General features: G+C 70.4%; 14 protein-coding genes, 1 tRNA gene and 2 pseudogenes. 7 read left to right on the forward strand and 10 right to left on the reverse strand.

All coding sequences use genetic code 11. The features are described 5' to 3' along the window. Window positions 1–11 precede the first annotated feature (11 nt). Both ACYVE9_RS01360 and ACYVE9_RS01365 read right to left on the reverse strand, forming a co-directional pair. On the reverse strand, window positions 12–1,031 hold the full coding sequence (locus tag ACYVE9_RS01360; protein WP_461025812.1) for a tryptophan--tRNA ligase: 1,020 nt from the start codon (window positions 1,029–1,031) through the stop codon (window positions 12–14). Between the two features lie 255 nt (window positions 1,032–1,286). Continuing rightward, the gene (locus ACYVE9_RS01365; protein WP_461025813.1) at window positions 1,287–1,910 is read right to left on the reverse strand and encodes a nucleotidyltransferase domain-containing protein; all 624 of its coding nucleotides are present in this window, start codon (window positions 1,908–1,910) and stop codon (window positions 1,287–1,289) included. Window positions 1,911–2,106: 196 nt separating this feature from the next. On the opposite strand from ACYVE9_RS01365, the gene ACYVE9_RS01370 reads away from it, so the two are divergent. Together ACYVE9_RS01370 and ACYVE9_RS01375 are read left to right on the forward strand one after the other, a co-directional pair. Continuing rightward, window positions 2,107–2,460, forward strand: a complete 354-nt coding sequence (locus tag ACYVE9_RS01370; RefSeq protein WP_461025823.1) for an SPDY domain-containing protein — start codon at window positions 2,107–2,109, stop codon at window positions 2,458–2,460. A 235-nt stretch (window positions 2,461–2,695) separates the two neighbouring features. Then, a pseudogene (locus tag ACYVE9_RS01375) lies at window positions 2,696–3,509 on the forward strand (SPDY domain-containing protein). Between the two features lie 108 nt (window positions 3,510–3,617). Here ACYVE9_RS01375 and ACYVE9_RS01380 read toward each other — a convergent pair. From ACYVE9_RS01380 to ACYVE9_RS01400, 5 genes and pseudogenes are all read right to left on the reverse strand, one after another. Beyond that, window positions 3,618–5,336 (reverse strand): relaxase/mobilization nuclease domain-containing protein, encoded by a 1,719-nt coding sequence (locus ACYVE9_RS01380; RefSeq protein WP_461025814.1) that lies wholly within the window; start codon window positions 5,334–5,336, stop codon window positions 3,618–3,620. 15 nt (window positions 5,337–5,351) lie between these two features. Continuing rightward, a complete protein-coding gene (mobC, locus tag ACYVE9_RS01385; RefSeq protein WP_461025815.1) occupies window positions 5,352–5,690 on the reverse strand; it encodes a plasmid mobilization relaxosome protein MobC in 339 nt (112 codons plus the stop codon). Between the two features lie 307 nt (window positions 5,691–5,997). After that, window positions 5,998–7,336 (reverse strand): annotated as a pseudogene (locus ACYVE9_RS01390) (hypothetical protein). Window positions 7,337–7,574: 238 nt separating this feature from the next. Further along, window positions 7,575–8,270 (reverse strand): ATP-binding protein, encoded by a 696-nt coding sequence (locus tag ACYVE9_RS01395; RefSeq protein ID WP_461025824.1) that lies wholly within the window; start codon window positions 8,268–8,270, stop codon window positions 7,575–7,577. Further along, on the reverse strand, window positions 8,267–9,199 hold the full coding sequence (locus ACYVE9_RS01400) for a hypothetical protein (RefSeq protein WP_461025816.1): 933 nt from the start codon (window positions 9,197–9,199) through the stop codon (window positions 8,267–8,269). The genes ACYVE9_RS01395 and ACYVE9_RS01400 overlap by 4 nt, the downstream gene beginning before the upstream one ends. A gap of 505 nt (window positions 9,200–9,704) precedes the next feature. Between ACYVE9_RS01400 and ACYVE9_RS01405 the strand changes: the two genes are divergently transcribed. From ACYVE9_RS01405 to ACYVE9_RS01420, 4 genes are all read left to right on the forward strand, one after another. Continuing rightward, a complete protein-coding gene (locus ACYVE9_RS01405) occupies window positions 9,705–10,007 on the forward strand; it encodes a helix-turn-helix domain-containing protein (protein WP_461025817.1) in 303 nt (100 codons plus the stop codon). 54 nt (window positions 10,008–10,061) lie between these two features. Continuing rightward, on the forward strand, window positions 10,062–10,439 hold the full coding sequence (locus ACYVE9_RS01410) for a helix-turn-helix domain-containing protein (protein WP_461025825.1): 378 nt from the start codon (window positions 10,062–10,064) through the stop codon (window positions 10,437–10,439). Between the two features lie 41 nt (window positions 10,440–10,480). Beyond that, complete coding sequence (locus ACYVE9_RS01415; protein ID WP_461025818.1) at window positions 10,481–12,013, forward strand: LacI family DNA-binding transcriptional regulator; 1,533 nt, start codon at window positions 10,481–10,483, stop codon at window positions 12,011–12,013. 146 nt (window positions 12,014–12,159) lie between these two features. Then, on the forward strand, window positions 12,160–13,002 hold the full coding sequence (locus tag ACYVE9_RS01420) for a PE-PGRS family protein (protein ID WP_461025819.1): 843 nt from the start codon (window positions 12,160–12,162) through the stop codon (window positions 13,000–13,002). On the opposite strand, the gene ACYVE9_RS01425 is transcribed toward ACYVE9_RS01420, so the two are convergent. The 3 genes from ACYVE9_RS01425 to ACYVE9_RS01435 all read right to left on the reverse strand — a co-directional run bounded on the left by ACYVE9_RS01425 (window position 12,932) and on the right by ACYVE9_RS01435 (window position 15,903). Beyond that, window positions 12,932–14,236, reverse strand: a complete 1,305-nt coding sequence (locus tag ACYVE9_RS01425; protein WP_461025820.1) for a hypothetical protein — start codon at window positions 14,234–14,236, stop codon at window positions 12,932–12,934. The two genes, ACYVE9_RS01420 and ACYVE9_RS01425, sit on opposite strands and share 71 nt — an antisense overlap. Window positions 14,237–14,796: 560 nt before the next feature. Continuing rightward, window positions 14,797–14,870, reverse strand: a tRNA-Pro gene (locus tag ACYVE9_RS01430). A gap of 106 nt (window positions 14,871–14,976) precedes the next feature. Continuing rightward, window positions 14,977–15,903, reverse strand: a complete 927-nt coding sequence (locus ACYVE9_RS01435) for a metallophosphoesterase (RefSeq protein WP_461025821.1) — start codon at window positions 15,901–15,903, stop codon at window positions 14,977–14,979. A gap of 141 nt (window positions 15,904–16,044) precedes the next feature. Here ACYVE9_RS01435 and ACYVE9_RS01440 point away from each other — a divergent pair, with 141 nt between their 5' ends. Beyond that, on the forward strand, window positions 16,045–16,509 hold the full coding sequence (locus ACYVE9_RS01440; protein ID WP_461025822.1) for a GatB/YqeY domain-containing protein: 465 nt from the start codon (window positions 16,045–16,047) through the stop codon (window positions 16,507–16,509). Window positions 16,510–16,912 lie beyond the last annotated feature (403 nt).

Below are 16,912 nucleotides of genomic sequence, written 5' to 3' on the forward strand. Positions count from 1 at the left end.
GGCATCTGGGCTCAACCGATTCCGATCGCCTTGCGGACCTGCTCCAGCACCGGCTGCGCTCGCCGACGCGCCTTGGCAGCACCGAGAGCCAGCAGTTCGTCCAGTTCGCTGCCCGGCTGCATCAGCGCGTCGTAGCGCTCGCGCATCGGGCTCAACTGCTCGTTCAGCACGACGTGCAGGGTGTCCTTCAACTCGCCCCACCCCATGCCACCGGCTTCCAGCCGTGTCCGGACCTCGGCCAGGGTCCTGGGATCCGCGAAGTGGCTGAGCAACTGGAAGACGGCGGAGCTGTCGGGGTCCTTCGGGGCCTCGACAGGGGTGCTGTCCGTGGGGATGCGGCGAACGATCTTCCGCAGCTCCTTCTCGGGGGCGAAGAGCCGGATCGTGTTGTTGTACGACTTGCTCATCTTCCGCCCGTCCGTTCCGGGCAGCGTTCGTCCGGTGTTCTCGGTCGGGACGACCGCCTTGGGGATCTTCAGTTGGAAGCTGTCCCCGTAGACGGCGTTGAACGCGCCCGCGATGTCCGCCGCGTACTCGACGTGCTGCAGTTGGTCCTTCCCGACGGGAACGAGATCTGCATCCATGATCAGGATGTCCACCGCCATCAGCACGGGGTAGTTGAACAGGCCCATGTTCACCCCGGTGTCGAGCTCTTCGACACCCGCTTCGCGGTTCCGATCCCGCGCCGCCTTGTAGGCGTGGGCGCGGTTCATCAGCCCCTTGGCTGTGAAGCACGAGAGGATCCAGTGGAGTTCGAAGATCTCCGGCACGTCGGACTGGCGGTAGAAGATCGTACGCTCGGGGTCGAGGCCCGCCGCCAGCCAGGTGGCCGCCACCGACCGGGTCCACTGCCTGAGCAACTCCGGTTCCCGCACCGAGGTCAGCGCATGGTAGTCAGCGATGAAATAGATCGACTCGGCTCCGCCAGCCAGCTCCAGGGCCGGCTTGATCGCACCGATGAAGTTGCCGAGGTGCGGTTCCCCGGTGGGCTTGATGCCGGTGAGCGACACCTTCGAATCAGCAGTCACCATGGAGAAAGCCTATCGGTGTGAGCAGGCGGGGGCAGTGATTCACCCACCCGCCCGCCGTCCCCGTCCGCTCCACCAGCCGGGCCGCCGGGGCTCACGAACGGCTTTGGCCGCGGCTGTGATTCCCGGTGAGGAGGTCGGTCACGGCCACAGGCGGTGGGCCGGATCGCTTCTGCCCTGGTGTGGCCCTCGCAACGGTGCTGCGAGCCGAGGGCTTCGCCCGGCTTCGAAGCCCCGACCTCTGCGACGTCCCGCCTCTCACGTTCGGTTGGCCGGTAGAAGCCGCAGTCGCCAGGGGTGGTCTGGCGCGATCACCTCGATCGCGTCCGCCAGCCAGAGGCGTTGCGAGGCGTCCAGCAGCGGCAGCACCGCTTCGAAGTCGGTCTCGTCCTTCTCCCGGGTGGCCTTCGCCTTGTAGAAGAGCTGCACCTCGGGCGCCAGGTAGGGAATCCCGGCCGGGCTCGTGCGGCCCAGACGCTCGAGAGGAAGCCGGATCTGCGGGGCGCGCCGCGAGACCCATTGATCGCCCTCAGCCTCATCCAGCATGAGCTGCACCAACCAGGGCGCCGCCGGCGTGCGCCGACACCAGATGTCGTGGAGTGGTCGGGGCAGCGCTTCCCCGGAAGGCCACGGTCGTAGCTGCCCCTGGCCGGGTGGGTCCGCTACGTACAGGTCCCAGTCGGCTAGGAGGTCACGGGCGAGGGCTTGGTCACGACGGAGAACCAGGACGTCGAGGTCAGCGTGCGGACGCAGCTCACGACCGACCGCGAGCTCGATCGCGTGTCCGCCGGCGATCCACCAAGGGAAGGCTGCCTTCACGAACACCTTGGCGACTTCTTCCGGGCTGTCCGGTACCCAGGGCCCCAGTTGGTCAGCACTCACGCGTCCATGCTCTCAGTAACCAGGCGGCTGGCGGGTGGACTGCTCGTACGCCGCGCTTCGGACGACGGAGAGGAGTGGCCCGTGCCCCGGTTCGCCGGGGGCAGACGGGAAAGAGCCGCGAAGGACTGGCCAACGGGTGCAGAGCGATGTCAACGTGGACGACCTTCCGAAACCCCAGGTCAGAGAGGTGATCGCCGTGACCGTGGCTCGCATGGGCCCCGGCTTCTCCACCACCGCCAAGACCCTGAAAGTGCGCGACTGGCAGCTCGGCCCGGGCGAGCCCACGCTTGTGATGGATCAGTTCTCTGCCGAGGACTTCCACATGGTGATGGACGACCGCGCCGACGTGCACGTCAATTCGAAGGACGGCCGGTTCTACTTGGGCTGGTCTCCGCTCGGCCGTCCCGGAACAGACGGCGAGGGCTGGAAGATCGCGGTCACCGGTACGGCGACGGCCCCCGGGTACAGCATCTCCTTCGGCACCGAGACGCCAGCCGACATCGTCGCCGCCGCTGTGACGCGTGTGCTGGAAACCGCCCGTCCTCGATGAGTACGCCAGTCGGCGTCATCCGGCTCGGCGCCCATCGCCCTGCGCCGGGCATGGAGTCCCGCGCGGAGACCGGACACCCGTTGTCCATCTGGCCGAGCAGTGGGACACGGACAGCTGACTCGGGCATCTGCCGCATGCGGTAGCCGTCGCCCTGGCCTGCCAGGCTCCCGACCACCCGCCGCCTCGCCGCATCGCCGACGGCAACCAGACCCCGCACCAAGCCCTTGGAGGCGCCCTGTACTCCGACCCACCACTCGACCCGTCCACCGCGAACCGGGGCGCTCTGCCCGCGTACTGGGTGGGACCCCGACACCTTGCCGGTGACGACGGCCGTCTCTACGACGCCGTCGCCGACATCCTCGGCGGCCTCGGCTGGACCAGCCTCGTGATCGCCCGACGGACGCCAGGAGCCCGACGAGGCGCCGGAGGACCGGCAGGTCCTGCGCAGCACCGTCCTCCACATCAGCCCCGACACCCTCAGGTGGGCCCAGTGGCTGCTGCCGGACGAGCCGTTCCACCTCGGCGGGCTGCCGGTCGCCTGGCAGGTCTCCGCCCGCGAGCACCCCGGCAGCCCGATCGCGCAGTGGTCGGCCTACTGCACCCCCGGCATCCCGGGGGAGGTCCTCTGCGACTTCCTCCTCGCGCTCGACGCCCGCGACCAGCCCACCACCTCGTTCACCGGCCCCGAGCCCGTTACGGGCATCGCCACCGCGCATGGCTGGCTCCGCGACGTCAACCAGTTCCGCGTGGGAGCGTCAGACCCGACCTTCGCCTCTCACCTCCGCCTTGGTGAGGTGCCACCCCTCATCCAGGACGCCGACCCCAGCGCTCTGACCAACGGGCCGGACGAGGCGGAGCCGTGTGGATGGCAGGCATGGGCAGAGCCTGCCATGGGAGCCCCGTACCTGTGGGCCGCCTCGTTCGGCGCCAGCGTGCCGCACGACCTCGTCGCCGCGTTCACCCGCTCCCTCACCTCCACCGCACCGGTCCTCCGCCAGGTGCTACCGGAGAGCACGCGGGACCGCCTCCTGTGCGCCCCAGCTGATTGATTGCCGCCCCTCGCTTCGAAGCCGGGCCTCCCGATCGGGAGGCCCGGCTTCGTGCCGCACCTGCCGGACTGAACACGACGGGCCCACGGCTGTGTTCACCATCCGCAGTCACGGCCTGCGGGTACGGGGAACGTTCCGTCCCGGTGTCGGGCGCTGCGCACGGCGCGTCGGGGTCGCTTCCCCGCGCTCGCGGGACCACGTACCGGTGGTGTCGGCTGGCAGGTCGGCAGCCCGGCGGAGCCGCCATACGAGGACGTCGCTGACCGACTCCGCGCTCTCCAGGTCCCGTTTCCCCGCCGTCTCCGCGAGGAGCGTGGCGGAGGGGTGGCCGGCGTTCTCGGCGTCGGTGAGTGTGACGGCGAGGGCGTACCAGCCGGGTTCGGCGAGGATCTGCTCGGCCAGCTCCGGCAGCGCCTCGCGCAGCGCCGCCGTTTGCCGTTGCAGCACTGGACGGCCAAGGTGTCGGCCGCGTTGGTACAGGGCGCCGAGGGGCTGGGCGGCGGCGGTCTGGTAGGCGGCGCGGAGGTGCTCAGCGGCCAGGTGCGCGGCGGCGGCCTGCTGGGCGTGGTTCTTCTTGGCGTGCCAGTGGGCGGCGGCGGTGATGAGGAAGAACAGCATGTCGATCGCCATCGCGGTGGTTGCGCCGTCCTCGCCCCGGCCGAGCGCCGGGCCGCTGTCCATGAGGTCGCGTGCGGATTCCCGTAGGGCGCGGTCGTGGCCGCGCTCGGCCCTCACGTGGGAGCGGGAGGCTCGTTCGAACGTGGTTGCCGCATCCCGGAGTTCGCGGCGGGTGTGCGCGGCGGAGGTCTTCGCGAGCGCGTCCAGGACTTCCCCGGCTGCCGCGATGTACGCGGCGGCGACCGCGTCGTCGCCCTGCTCCACGACGGTTACCGCCTGCCACGCGGCCGAGGCCGCGCGTCGGCGAGGGGCGGCCGGACGGTTAGGCTCCGCAGGGGCTGCGTCGACCGGTGTGGCGGCCTGGTCGTGCGGGTCGGCGGACCAGCGCTCCCGTATCCGCGGCAGGGAGAGGTCAGGGGCGAGTCGCGCGCCTGGGTAGAACACCGGCTCGCCGCCCTTGTTGCGATCGTCGGGGAGAGCCACCTTGTAGCCGAGCAGGTCACCCGAGGGAGCAGCGCGTTTGCGGATCAGCAGGCCGGCGGCGGCCAGCCGGTCGAAGAACTCCTCCTCGCCCTGTGCGCCGGCTGCCGCGCGGCGCACGGTCTCGCGCAGCTCTTCCCGCGCGGTGCGGTCACGGCCCTGGCGCCGGGCCTTGTAGCGTTCCGCGCTGGTGGGGCGCTTGGCCGCGGTGCCGTCGCCCTTGTTGAGGCGGCGCAGCCCGAGTTCCCCTTCCAGGGTTTGGGCTTGCGCTTGGACGCGGGCGGCGTCGTGGTGGAGGTCGGGCTTGTAGCCGTCTTCGCGGACCAGGGTGGCGATGATGTGGATGTGGTCGTCGGCGTGCCGGACGACTGCCCACCGGCAGCCCGCATCCTGCTCAGGGTCGTCGATGCCAGCGGCGGCGACCATGCGGCGGGCGACGTCGCCCCACTCGGCGTCGGTGAGGCTGCGGTCCTCGGCGGCGTTGCGTACGGACAGGTGCCAGACGTGCCTCGTCGGCCGCTGGGCGGGGTCGATGTTCTCCAGCGGCTGGTCGAGCAGCTGTTGCAGTTGCTTGAGCGTCGCCGACTCGTCGCGGCCGGGGTCGGGAGCGCTGTGGTCCCAGGAAGCGATCAGGTGCGGGTCGGTGTGCTCCTCGTGGGCGCCGGGCCCGTACAGGTAGTGCAGCAGGCCGAGGGTGCGCTGCCCGCGCTTGTGGATCCTGGGGATCACGCCGGTGGTGTGTTCCTAGTCGTGGTCGAGGAGCTGGTCGGTGGCGTGCTGGACACGCTGGACCGCCCGATCGGTGGCCACGACGACGGCGTCGAGTTCGGGCGGGTGAGCACCGGAGTTGATCGCGCGGGTGATCTGGTTGAGGTTGTTGCCGACGTGGCCGAGGTGGCGGCGGGCCGAGAACAGTTCGGCGACGAGTTCACGGCGTCCGGCGATGGCCGCGGCGGCCGAATCGAGGTCACGTGCGGCAGCCAGGCCGCTGCGGGCGAGGAAGGCGGGCAGACTCGTGCGGGAGGCGGTTGCGGCAGCGGCGAGCAGGGTCTTCTCGTCGTCGTTCAGGCGGACGCTGCACACGTAGGAGCGCTTGTGGGCGGGTGGCTTCGGCGAGCGCTTGCGCGAGACGTTCTTCGCGTCGCGGCGTCTGCGCGGCGGCTGCTTCTCCGGCTGCGTTCCGCCCTCGGTCGCTGCCTCGCGGACCAGCGCCCCCCGGTGCTGGTCCGCCCCCGCCTCCCCCGGGGCGGGACTGGCCGAGGACGCCTTCCCCGACGGGGAAGAGTGTCTTGGCCGATAACTTGCTCCGCCGGGAGTTGGGTTGACCGGTAGGGAGTCGTCGTGGGTGGTGGGTTCTTCGCGGTTCCGGGCGTGCACGGGGGCCTCCGTCTCAGGGTGTGGTTGCAGGAGCCGCCGGACTCCGGTGATCGGGGCGCGGGGGCGCTGGGCGCTGCCTGCGCTGGTTCTTGAACTCGCGGACTACGCGTCCGGCGTCGTCGCTGGAGACGGTGTAGTCGGCGTCGCGCAGGGCGTTCTCCACCCGGTCGCGGCCGACGCTTCCGGTCTCCTCGTACATGCGGCGGGTGAAGGTGCGGATGAACCTCATCGGAGGCGCGGGGCTTGCCGTCCTCTCCGACTTTCCGGGCCGCCCGGTTCCGCTTGTGCCTGCCCGGACCGCTGCCGGAGGTGTCGCCGGTGGACGGCGGGCTGTCTTCGGGCGGGCGGAGACCGGACTCCGCCCGTGACGGCGGTGCCGACGTCGCGCGGGCAGGTTGCGGGCGGGCAGCCGGGGGCGGCTGGTCGTCGTGCGGTTCCGATGGGTGCGGGCGGGCAGTGTGCTCTGCCCGGGGCTCTGGTTCCGGGCGGGCCGTGCGCGGGTGGGTCTGCCCGAAGTCACGGGCGGTGTAGGAGGTCGGGGCGTGCCAGCGCGGCGGCAGGGTGATGGAGGCGAGGTCGAGGGCCTGCTTGCGGGTGGCGAGCTTGCGCAGCAGGAGCTCGTCCTGGAGGAGGTCGCTGTCGACGTCGGCCCGCTCCAGGGCCTCGTGCAGGCGCTCTGTCAGGCGTCGCCCCCGCCGCTTGCCGCGCTGCTTGTCGGACATCGACTCGGCGCGCAGGATCAACGCGACGGATTCGTTCAGCGCGTGCTCGCGGATGAGGCGGGCGGCGTCCGCGTCCTGGTCGGCGATGCTCAGCCGGGCCAGCAGGCGTTCGCGTGCCTGGCGCACGAGGACGGCGACCAGGCTGCGTGAGGCCGCTTCGGGCGCACGGTGGCGCAGCTCGATGCCCATGGCCAGGTGCCACAGCATCGCGGCCATGACCGGACCGATCAGGGCCCGCACGGTTCCGCCGACGGGGCCGGACTCGGCGTAGGCGGGGATGATCTGCACTGCGGTGATCACCCATACCAGGGCTCCGGGCAGTCCGGGCGCCCGTGTCGGCCCGTTGAGGTTCTGGCGGGCCATCAGGGCTGTTGCGAACAGGGCCAGTTCTGCGGTGGCGAACATGAAGACGCGCTCGACGGTGCTGCCCATGTCCAGGTAGTCGGCGGCGAACCGCCAGCTGGTGTCCGCGCTGTAGGCGGTACAGCCGACCGCGGCCACGGCGGCGACTCGCACCGCGATCGTGCCGCGCCACCGGTTAGCACCGGGTGGGCGACGGCGCTGCTGGCGGATCATCCGTCCGGCGAGGAGGGTGACGAGGAGGAGCAGTAGGAGAAGCACCGCAGTCATCGTGGGCGAGGTGGCCCAGTCCGGCAGGAGCGGAGTGCCGGCGCTCCGGGCAGCCAGGGGTGCGAAGGCGGTCGGGGACAGGATGGTTCTCCAAGGTGCCGGGGGAAGTGGAGGGGTCGGGCGAGCGGGGCGGGACCTGCGTGACGCCCTCGCCGAGGAGGGGCCCTCGCGGTCCGGGCAAGTGTGGGCGCGGGCGGCCAGGCGAGACGGGCGGGGGCAGCAGGCGCACGAGGGCCGGTCAGGCGGTGGGCGCGGTGCGGCGTCGGTCAGAGCCGGTGAGGATGACGCGTTCGGTCATCTCGGCAAGGCGGGAGGCGACGCGGTCGCCGAGTGCGGTGCGCAGCTCGGCGGTGGGGAGGTTGGTGGTGATGAGGGTGGGGCGCAGGTGCTCGTACCGGTGGTTGATGAGCCGGTAGGTGAGTTCCTCGGTCCACTCGCTGGTCTTGGCCGCGCCGAGGTCGTCCAGGAGCAGCAGCGGACAGCGGGCCAGCGTCTGCAGGTCGCGTTCGGCGTCGTGCCCGTTCCGGGGGCGGAGGCGCGCGTACAGGTCGGCGGTGGTGGTGGCTTCCCAGCGCAGGCGGACGCCGCGTGCGAGGAGGGCGCGGATGGCACCGTACGCCTGGTGGGTCTTGCCGGTGCCGGTGGGGCCCGCGATCAGCAGCGACGGGCCTTCCGCGATGCCGGGGCCGCCCGGGCCCGGGCGTCCGGCGTGGGCGACCTGTTCGGCCCAGGCGGTGACCTGCGGGTGGCCGGCCAGGGCGCGGCGGTAGCGGGCGGGGATGCGGGCGTCGGCGAGTTCCAGCGCGGTGATCGGCTCGTCCGGCGGCTCCTCGATTGCGGCGCTCGGGTCGATGCCGCGGTCGGCGAGGATGCGGTTGAGGCGGTCGGCGAGCGGGCCGACCTGCTGGGGCGCGCGGGTGCGGGTGGCGGTCAGAGCTCTTCTCCGTAGGCGGCGGCGACGTCGGTGGGGTTCGTCCACGGCCTGTGGACAGCCGACGTGCTGGGTGTGGCGTTCATGGCTTCGTGCACCAGGCTCGGCAGGGTGCTGGGGTGCAGGCCCTTGGCGCGGTGCCGTTCGAGCCCGGACCGGACGTGGGCGGGGGCGATGCCCTCGTCGAGCAGCTTGCGCACCTTCTGACCGAGGTGGCTCAGGACGTCCCTCGGTGGGCGGTGAGTGCAGGCGGCGGCGTACTCGGCGATGAGCTGCTGGGCCGAGAGCGTGTCGGGTGCGGGGGCGCTCGCGCCCCCCGAAGGGGTAGTTCCTAGATCCATGTTCCTAGGTCCTAGATCCGGACGATGAGGCGTCATCGCCGTCGCAGGGAGACCTCCCGGCTCTCTCACGGAGGGCTCCGTGAAACCCATCTGACCTGCACTTTTGCCGTCGGTGCCTGGATTCACCGGGTGCTGCCGCACTTCGCCGGAGCTTTCACGGAGGGCTCCGTGAGGGGGCAGTGCGGGCTGTGTGACGCTGCCCCGTGGCTCGCGCTCAGCGGTGGTCGGCACGGTGCCGGCCAGGGCGTCGTGGTGTGGGCAGGCGGGGAGACGGCTCTTGCTGGGCCGGTTGATCTTCTGATGCTGCCGCCACGTCACGATGTGCAGGTAGCGCTTGTGGTCCGGGCCCTGGTAGCGGCAGATGAGGCCGGCGTCGGAGAGCTGGGCGAGGTCCTCCTCTACGTAGGTGGGGGTGTGGGCTGGGCGCAGAACCCATAGCTGTCCGGCGATGATCGCGGCGTGGTCGCGGTGGCGGCCCTGATCGTCGACCTGGGTGAGCAGGCCGAAGAAGGTGCGTTCGGCGGTGAGGCTGACGGCGGCGAGCGATTCGGAGACGAAGGCTTCGGGCTTGATGGTGCGGATTCGTGCCAAGAGAGCGGTCCTCACTCGGTTGCCGGTGGTCGTGCTTCCACGGCGCACCGTCGATCAGGGCGATAGGGGCGTAAGGGCAGGGCTTTGCCCGGCTGTTGGCGCGGGGTGCGCTGCGAGCCGGTCGCGGTTCCCTGGGGTGCCGTCAACACAGCCACACCCAGGGCGCACAAGTCCAGCCCAATCCGGTCGCATCTCTGAGGGCAGAAAGGCACCGGGAATCGGGCTGCAGATGGCGGTGCGAAAACGGTAGGGCACGATCGGCGGTTGACCAAAAAGTTGCCCGGACGCCGAGCCAGAAGCATCACATCGCCAACCCGTTGACGCGCCGCTGGCCACGAAGCTACAACACAACACCGCATGTCAGAGCCGCCCATGGGAGCCGCGCAGCATTGTGGAACCTGACCTTGAGAACTGGTGGACCGCCCCTCGCGGGAACTGCGCGAGGCGGAACATAGACCACGATCGCCGGTTAACCAAACCGGCGAATGCACGCTACAAGTGAGACATGGCCGCACGAATACTCGAAATCGTGCCCGGAGGAATACGGGCCGACCGAAACATCGAAACACTCCGCCCTGAACACCGCTTCGCCGAGCGTCAGTTGGCCGATCCCGTGACCGCCCTCGGGTGCCACCCCACGTCCAACACGATGCCGTCCCGCATCAAGCGCGCCCATCGGCGCTGCGATCTCGGCGACATCGGCGATATCGGCGGCATCGTCGTCATCGCCGAAGCGCTCCTCGCCTCAACCCGCGCGCTGCTGCAAGAAGCCGAGCGCACTCTGACGAGACGCGTCCAGCACCGCTGACGAAGCACACCCCCACCAAGACAGGAACCACCCTCCTTGCAGCGTCACTCCTCGATACCCCCTGCCTCTGCGACCGGTCTTCCCGGCAGCGGGGCCGAAGCCGCTCCTACTCGCCTCTACCGACCCGAGGAGATCGCCGAGATCCTCGGCTGCTCCGCCTGGTGGGTCAAGGACCGAGCACGGCGGCGCCTGATCCCACACACGCGGGTGGGCCGTGCCTACCGCTTCACCGCCGGCCATCTCGCCGACATCGTGCGCCTCCACGAGGAGCGGCCGGCCCGGCCGCCGCAAGGCGTCACAGCGGTGGCTGCTCCGGCCTCGACGCCGACCACTCAAGCCAATCCCGCGCAACCTCGCCGGTCGCCCGGTGCCTCGGCACCGCGCCTGCGCGCCCGGCCACCCCGTCGAACGCAGTACGACACCGTCGCGTAGCGCGCCACCAACGACAGCGGAGCAAGGGGAGGAAGCGGGACTTGGGTTTCGCGGAGAAACGCGGAAACTACTGGCGCGGCCGATACAAGACCGCGCCCGGCAAGCACCTCACGGTCGTCGACGAGAACGACGGCAAGGCGATCCGCTTCGCCACCAAGGGTGAGGCCCAGCGCGCCGCGAGCGAGGCCGAGAACAAGTACCGGCGCGGCGACTGGCGCGATCCGGCCCTCGGCCAGGAGACCTTCGGCGAGTACGCGAACCGCTGGTACGAGGCCCAGGACCTGGCCGCCTCGACCATGCAGAACTACAAGCGCCACATCGAGGAGCACCTGCTCCCCGACTTCGAGGACAAGGCACTTGCCGGCATCCTGCGCACGGACGTCGATCTCTGGGAGAAGAAGGAGAAGGCCGTCTACGCCGCCTCCAGCGTCAAAACCTGGCGCTCGACGCTCCACCTGATCCTTGAGGACGCGATCGACGAGGGCCTGATCTCCTCGAACCCCGCGACCAGGCGACGCGGGCGCGGCAAACGCGCCGGACGCTCCCGCGACCGCAGCCCGGAGAAGGTCGTCACGGACCCACTCGGCATCCTGCTGACCGCGGAACGGGCGGCACTCCTGTCGGGCCGCGACGACGAGTTCATCGCCGTGGTCCTCAAGGGCTACACCGGCATGCGCTGGGGCGAAATCGTCGGCTTGGAGACCGAGTTCGCCCGCCCTGGAGCTGTCCGCGTCGAGTGGCAGTTGTACGAACTCGACACGGGCGAGCTGGTGCGCTGCCCGCCGAAGGACGACAGCTACCGCACCATCGACTCCACGACCTGGTTGTCGGCCCTGGTCGCCAATCACGTCGCCCGTACGAAGCCGAAACCCTGCCCGTGCCACGGCAAGATCTACGTCTTCCAGGGCCAGGGCACGGCCCGCACCGGCGGCCACCAGGGCGCGAAGCTTGTCGACGTCGCACGCCGTGCCGAAGTATCCACGGGCACGGTGTCCAACGTCCTCAACCACCCCGACCGCGTCGCCGAAGCCAAACGGATGAGGGTGCAACAGGCAATAGCAGAGCTGGGGTTCGTGCGGGGCGGCCCGGTGTCGCAGCATGCCGCCCACTGGCGTCGAAACGGCTTCGCGACGTGGCTGTTCACCCCGGCGATCTCCGGCTGGTACCCGAAGAAGGCACCGCAGGAACCCCGCCCCGTTCCGCTACTCGGCGAGCCATGGCCCGGCGTCCCGGCCCGAGGTCGCGGAGCCAGCGACCGGGCCGACGCCTGTTGGCTCCCGATCGCCAAGGGCCTCACACCTCACGGCCTCCGTCACACCCACCGGACGTTGATGGAGGACCTCGGCACCGAGAAGGTCCTCATGGACCAGCGCATGGGCCACATCGACGGCTCCGTCTCCGCGCGCTACGCCCACGTCACGCCTGGCATGCGCAGGCGCCTCATGCACGGGCTGACCGAGCAGTGGGAGACGGCGCTCGACGCCCGGCTGGAAATGTGCCCGACATCGCCGGTGCGCGTACTGAGCGATCTTCTGCGAGCACGCAGGGATTCACGTACGCCTGTGAAGCCCTGAGGAGCGCTGGGAGCTCCCTGCCGGTCTGTCCGGGAGCACAGCCAGTCCCCGACGCCCGGAACATCGTCAACCTGGCTCGGCGAGCCCACTCCGGCAGCTTTGGCGTTGCCTGGTGCTGGGGCCGAGCGAACTGGCTCAATAGGCTCATGGAGATTGGCGAGCACTGGGCATACCGCGCGAGGCCGAAGGAGCTGGGCAGTGCGGTCCGGCAGGTGGAGATCGTTCGAGTGGGCGGCCCTGGCAGAGCCGGTTGGGTCCACGTGCGGTTTCTCGAAAGCGACGACGCCGGTCTGCAGGAGTGGGTCAGTTTCGGCTCCCTCGTCGCACGGTGGACGGATGTCGATACGTTCCGGGCGGATGACGCGGGAGAGCTGGCCTTGGCCGAGGCGTCGCGCCACGTACGCGGCAGCACTGAGTTCGAGGCCGCACGAGTGGTCCTCGGTTTCGTCCGTCCGAAGGGCAGGCTGCGCCTCCGGCGCGGGGTGGCGGACGCCGGAGTTTTGGAACTGGGCGGACTCGACGAGACCGCACCGCTCGTCGGCATGGACGCCGCCGAACTCCGCGGCGATCCGATGGTGTACGAGAAGCGCGACGGCACGTGCGTGGCGGGGTGGCCGGTCACCGAGCGCATCGCCCGCCAGGTGGCCGGCTGCCTCGCCGACAAGGTCCTTCCCGAGGTGGATCGCAAGCAGCGGGACATCGAGCAGGAGCGCGCACAGTCCTCCTGGTACTCCTACAGCCGCCGGGACGACCGCAAGCTGGACGCGGAGGCAGCCGCCTTGCGGGCCGTCCGGGCGTGGTGCGGCGAGGACAAAGCCGAGCGCTACGACGAGTTGGTTGCCCTACGGGCCGAAGTCATCCGGCTCGGGGAGCTGATCGAGAAGGCGGTCAAGGCACTACGCGACCGCGGGCACGGTGTCACCGCCTCCACCATTGAGCGCGACCTTGGCGTCCATATCTCCAGCCTTGATCCTGACGTGCGTCGATGAGTCCGCGCCACGGCTCTGGCTCCGGCTCGGGCCGTGCTGGCTGAGCCGGAGGTTGCTCCTTCTCCGGTCGGTGCGGGTGCCAGCCGTCGAGAAAGGGCCGCAGCTGCTCGCCCGTCGGCTCCGCATGGAAGTTGAGCGCAGCCAGGCCCTTTCCTCTCAGGGCGGGGTCGAGCCGGTCAGCCTCCGCTTTCCCCCAAGCCGACCACTCCCGCAGCCTGTCGGCTTCGCGGGCGTCGCCCGACGTGGCGGCGGCTTCGTCCAGAGCGACGCAGAACGTCCGGATCTCACCTGCGGCCCGCCATCGCTCAAGGGCTGTCCCGAAGTGCTCGGCCCGTACCGCGTGGACCGCCTTGGTCGAAGCGACGCTGACGGCGGTCTCCCACTCCTGCCGCTCGCGCTCCTCCCGCTCCGCTTCCAGGCGTCGGCGCTCTTGCTCCTGCCGCTCCCGCTCTTCGCGGTGACGCCGTTGTTCAGCCTCACGTTCCAGCCGAGCGCGTTCCTGCTCCTCCGCACGCGTCTTCAACGCCCGGAAGACCGAAGGGATCTGCTCTTCCAAGGGCTTCTTGGCAGTGTCGGCCCACTCCTTCTTCCAGCCGTAGCTGTAGCCCGAGTTATGGTCGCTGACCAGCAGCTCCAGTTCGCCGGACGGCTCGGACCTGTGGGCCGGGGTCACACGCTGCCAGTCATACGTACGGCGGCCCGGTTGCTTGGGCACGTACCGGACCTGCTTCTGCCGCTCACGAAAGCTGATCTCGTACGTCCGTCCATGAACGGTGACCAGCGGTCTCGGCTGCTTGCGCTTCTTGGACACCGCGATCTCGCCGTGGCGGGAGAGAGCCTCATCGGCGAGGAGCCGGAGAAGCGAGGCAACTCGGGGCAGAACCTCCTCCGAGATCTCGAAGGCGCTGTGGTCCGCCGTGACTGCGGCGATCACATCCTCAACGTCGGTGATCACCCGGCTGCGCGCCAGCCGGATCCGGTTCCACTCGGTGTCGTCCTCGCCGGACACCCTGAGCAGGCCGAGGAAGAAGTCGCCCTTCGCGCGCCCGCTGTACTTCAGGTGGTACCCCTCGGGGGCGCACTGTCGCGCCGCGTCGAACGCCCTGCGGTAGCGCGCCCGTTCCTCCTGGCTGGGGTTCGGAATGCGAAGATACCGCCCCGCCTGCTGTACCTGGGCGATCAAAGCGGCCCCGACTTCCTCCGGTGACGACCGGCGGGACTTCGCGGCGCCCACCGGTGCGGGGTCCGTCATGGAGGAGGCTACGGCTTGCTCCTGCGATGAAGAGGCCGTTCGCGCACGACCTCCGGAACCCGCCGACCGCTGCTTGCGCGAAGCCGGCTCCGGCCGGTCCGGGTGGTGGCCGTGCTCCAGGTAGTAGCGCCCCGCATCGGTGATCTCCGCCTGCCACTTCTTCCCACCCTGCTTGGGCATGGTGATCAGTCGCCGCTCCTTGAGCGCGCGGGCGGTAAGAGCGAGCTCGGGACTGTCCGACGTGACGGGGTCTGTTCCGTCCCCGATGCGGGTGAGGAGTACGAGCTGCCGGTCGTTTAACGGAGACCATGGGTGCATGACGATCGTCGTACCGTCTGCGGGCTCCTCGGCACAAGCCGTGGGGTGACCTTCTCAGCGCACACAACACCCGGCACGCTTGACGACGGGACGCCACCTGCTGGGAGCTGACGGGGAGCCGTTCCCCGAAGTCGGCTCCCAAACGGCTCCCAAAGCGGGGTGACACAACAAATCAGGCCCGGTGCTGATCTCTCAGCACCGGGCCTGACCTGGTGTTTCCTCTGTCGGGGTGGCGGGATTTGAACCCACGACCTCTTCGTCCCGAACGAAGCGCGCTGCCAAGCTGCGCCACACCCCGAAGCAACGAGCATTACTTTAGCCCACGCCGGCGCTTGCGCGAAATCCGGTTTCGGGCGGGCGGGGGCGGGTGGTGCCGGCCGGTTCCGTCCGCCCCCGGCGAGGGCTCAGCGGCGTTCGGTGAGGGTGAGCAGGGTCGCCTCGGGCGGGCAGGCGAACCGGAACGGGGTGTAGCGGTTGGCGCCGCAACCTGCGGAGACGTGCAGGTAGGAGCGGTGGCCGCCGGCGTGGTGGGCGGAGAGGCCCTTGACCCGGTCGGTGTCGAGGTCGCAGTTGGTGACGAGCGCACCGTAGAAGGGGACGCAGAGCTGGCCGCCGTGGGTGTGGCCGGCGAGGATCAGCGGGTAGCGGTCGGCGGTGAAGGCGTCGAGCACACGCAGGTAGGGGGCGTGGACGACGGCGAGGGAGAAGTCGGCGTCCGGGTCGGGGCCGCCGGCGACCTCGGCGTAGCGGTCGCGCTTGATGTGCGGGTCGTCCAGACCGGTCAGCGCGAGGTCGCCGCTCTCCAGCTTGAGCCGGCCACGGGTGTTGGTGAGACCCACCCAGCCGGCCGCCTCGAAGGCATCCCGCATGGGCTCCCACTCGATGTGGACGGCGTCGACGACGGGTGCGTTGCCGTTGAGGCCGTGCCGGCCGCTGGCCTTCTCCTTGAGGTAGCGGGCCGGGTTGCGCGGTCGCGGACCGTAGTAGTCGTTGGAGCCGAAGACGTAGGCGCCGGGGAACTCCATGAGGGGCCCCAGGGCGTCGACCACCTCGGGGACGGCCTCCGGGTCGGACAGGTTGTCGCCGGTGTTGATCACCACGTCGGGCCGGAGGCCGGCCAGCGACTGGAGCCAGCGCTGCTTCTTGCGCTGCCCGCTGACCATGTGGATGTCGGAGACTTGCAGCAGCCGGAGCGGTCGCATACCCGGTGGCAGCACCGGCACGGTGACTCGCCGCAGCCGGAAGGAGCGGGGCTCCACCGCCACCGAGTAGCCGATGCAGGCGGCACCAAGTGCCGTGATGCCGAGGGGGAGTCCGTATCGCGCACGCATTGTTCCATCGTCGCAGAACCGCCAGGGTGCGTCGCGCCGCCCGGGTCCGGTGGGTGCGGGCGGGCGGGGCCCGCCGGGACGGGCGGGGGCGCGGCGTATATCGGTACGTCGGGCCCGGTGGATGCTGGCAGACTGACCGGCATGACCACGCTCAAGGCGAAGCTGAAGGACGACCTGACCGCTGCGATCAGGGCACGTGACGAGTTGCGTTCCTCGACACTGCGCCTCACGCTGACCGCCGTCCAGAAGGAGGAGGTCGCGGGGACCACGGCTCGGGAACTGTCCGACGCCGAGGTCGAGACGATCATCGCCCGAGAGGCCAAGAAGCGTCGGGAGGCGGCTGAGGCATTCACCCAGGGCGGTCGCACCGAGTCGGCCGAGCGGGAGCGGGCCGAGGGTGAGGTCCTGGCGGAGTACCTGCCGAAGCCGCTGTCGGACGACGAGCTGAGCGCACTGGTCGCCGAGGCGGTGGCGGAGGCCAAGGCGGAGGGCGCCGAGGGCCCGCGCGCGATGGGTGCCGTGATGAAGATCGTCAACCCGCGGATCGCGGGTCGCGCCGAAGGCGGCCGGGTGGCCGCCGCCGTGAAGCGCGCGCTCACCGCCTGACCCCGGCCCGTCGGCCTGCTGCTCTTCCGGCCCTCGCGGTCTCCTGACCTCAGCGGTCTCACGGCCTCACGGTCTCCCAACCTCGCTGGCCTTCTGGCCTGTGACCTTCCGAGCCCCGCCCGACCCCCGCGTTCGCGGGGTTCGATCGGTTCGGGGGCGCCGGCTCGACGCATGCGAAAGGGGCGCCCTTCCGTCTCGGAAGGGCGCCCCTTTCGTGCGTGGGGCCGGCAGGGCCGGCGCTTACGGGGTCCGGCCGGACGGTGGCCCGCTCAGGCCATCCCGGTCAGGCCACCCCGGTCAGTCCATCCCGGTCAGCAGGCGTCCGGTCAGCTGCTCCCGCTCAGCGGGGGGCCGGCCAGCCCGGCTCGCCGTCACCGGGGCCGCCGCTGTTCCAGCCGCCGTC

The sequence above is a fragment of the Streptomyces sparsus genome (assembly GCF_054776295.1).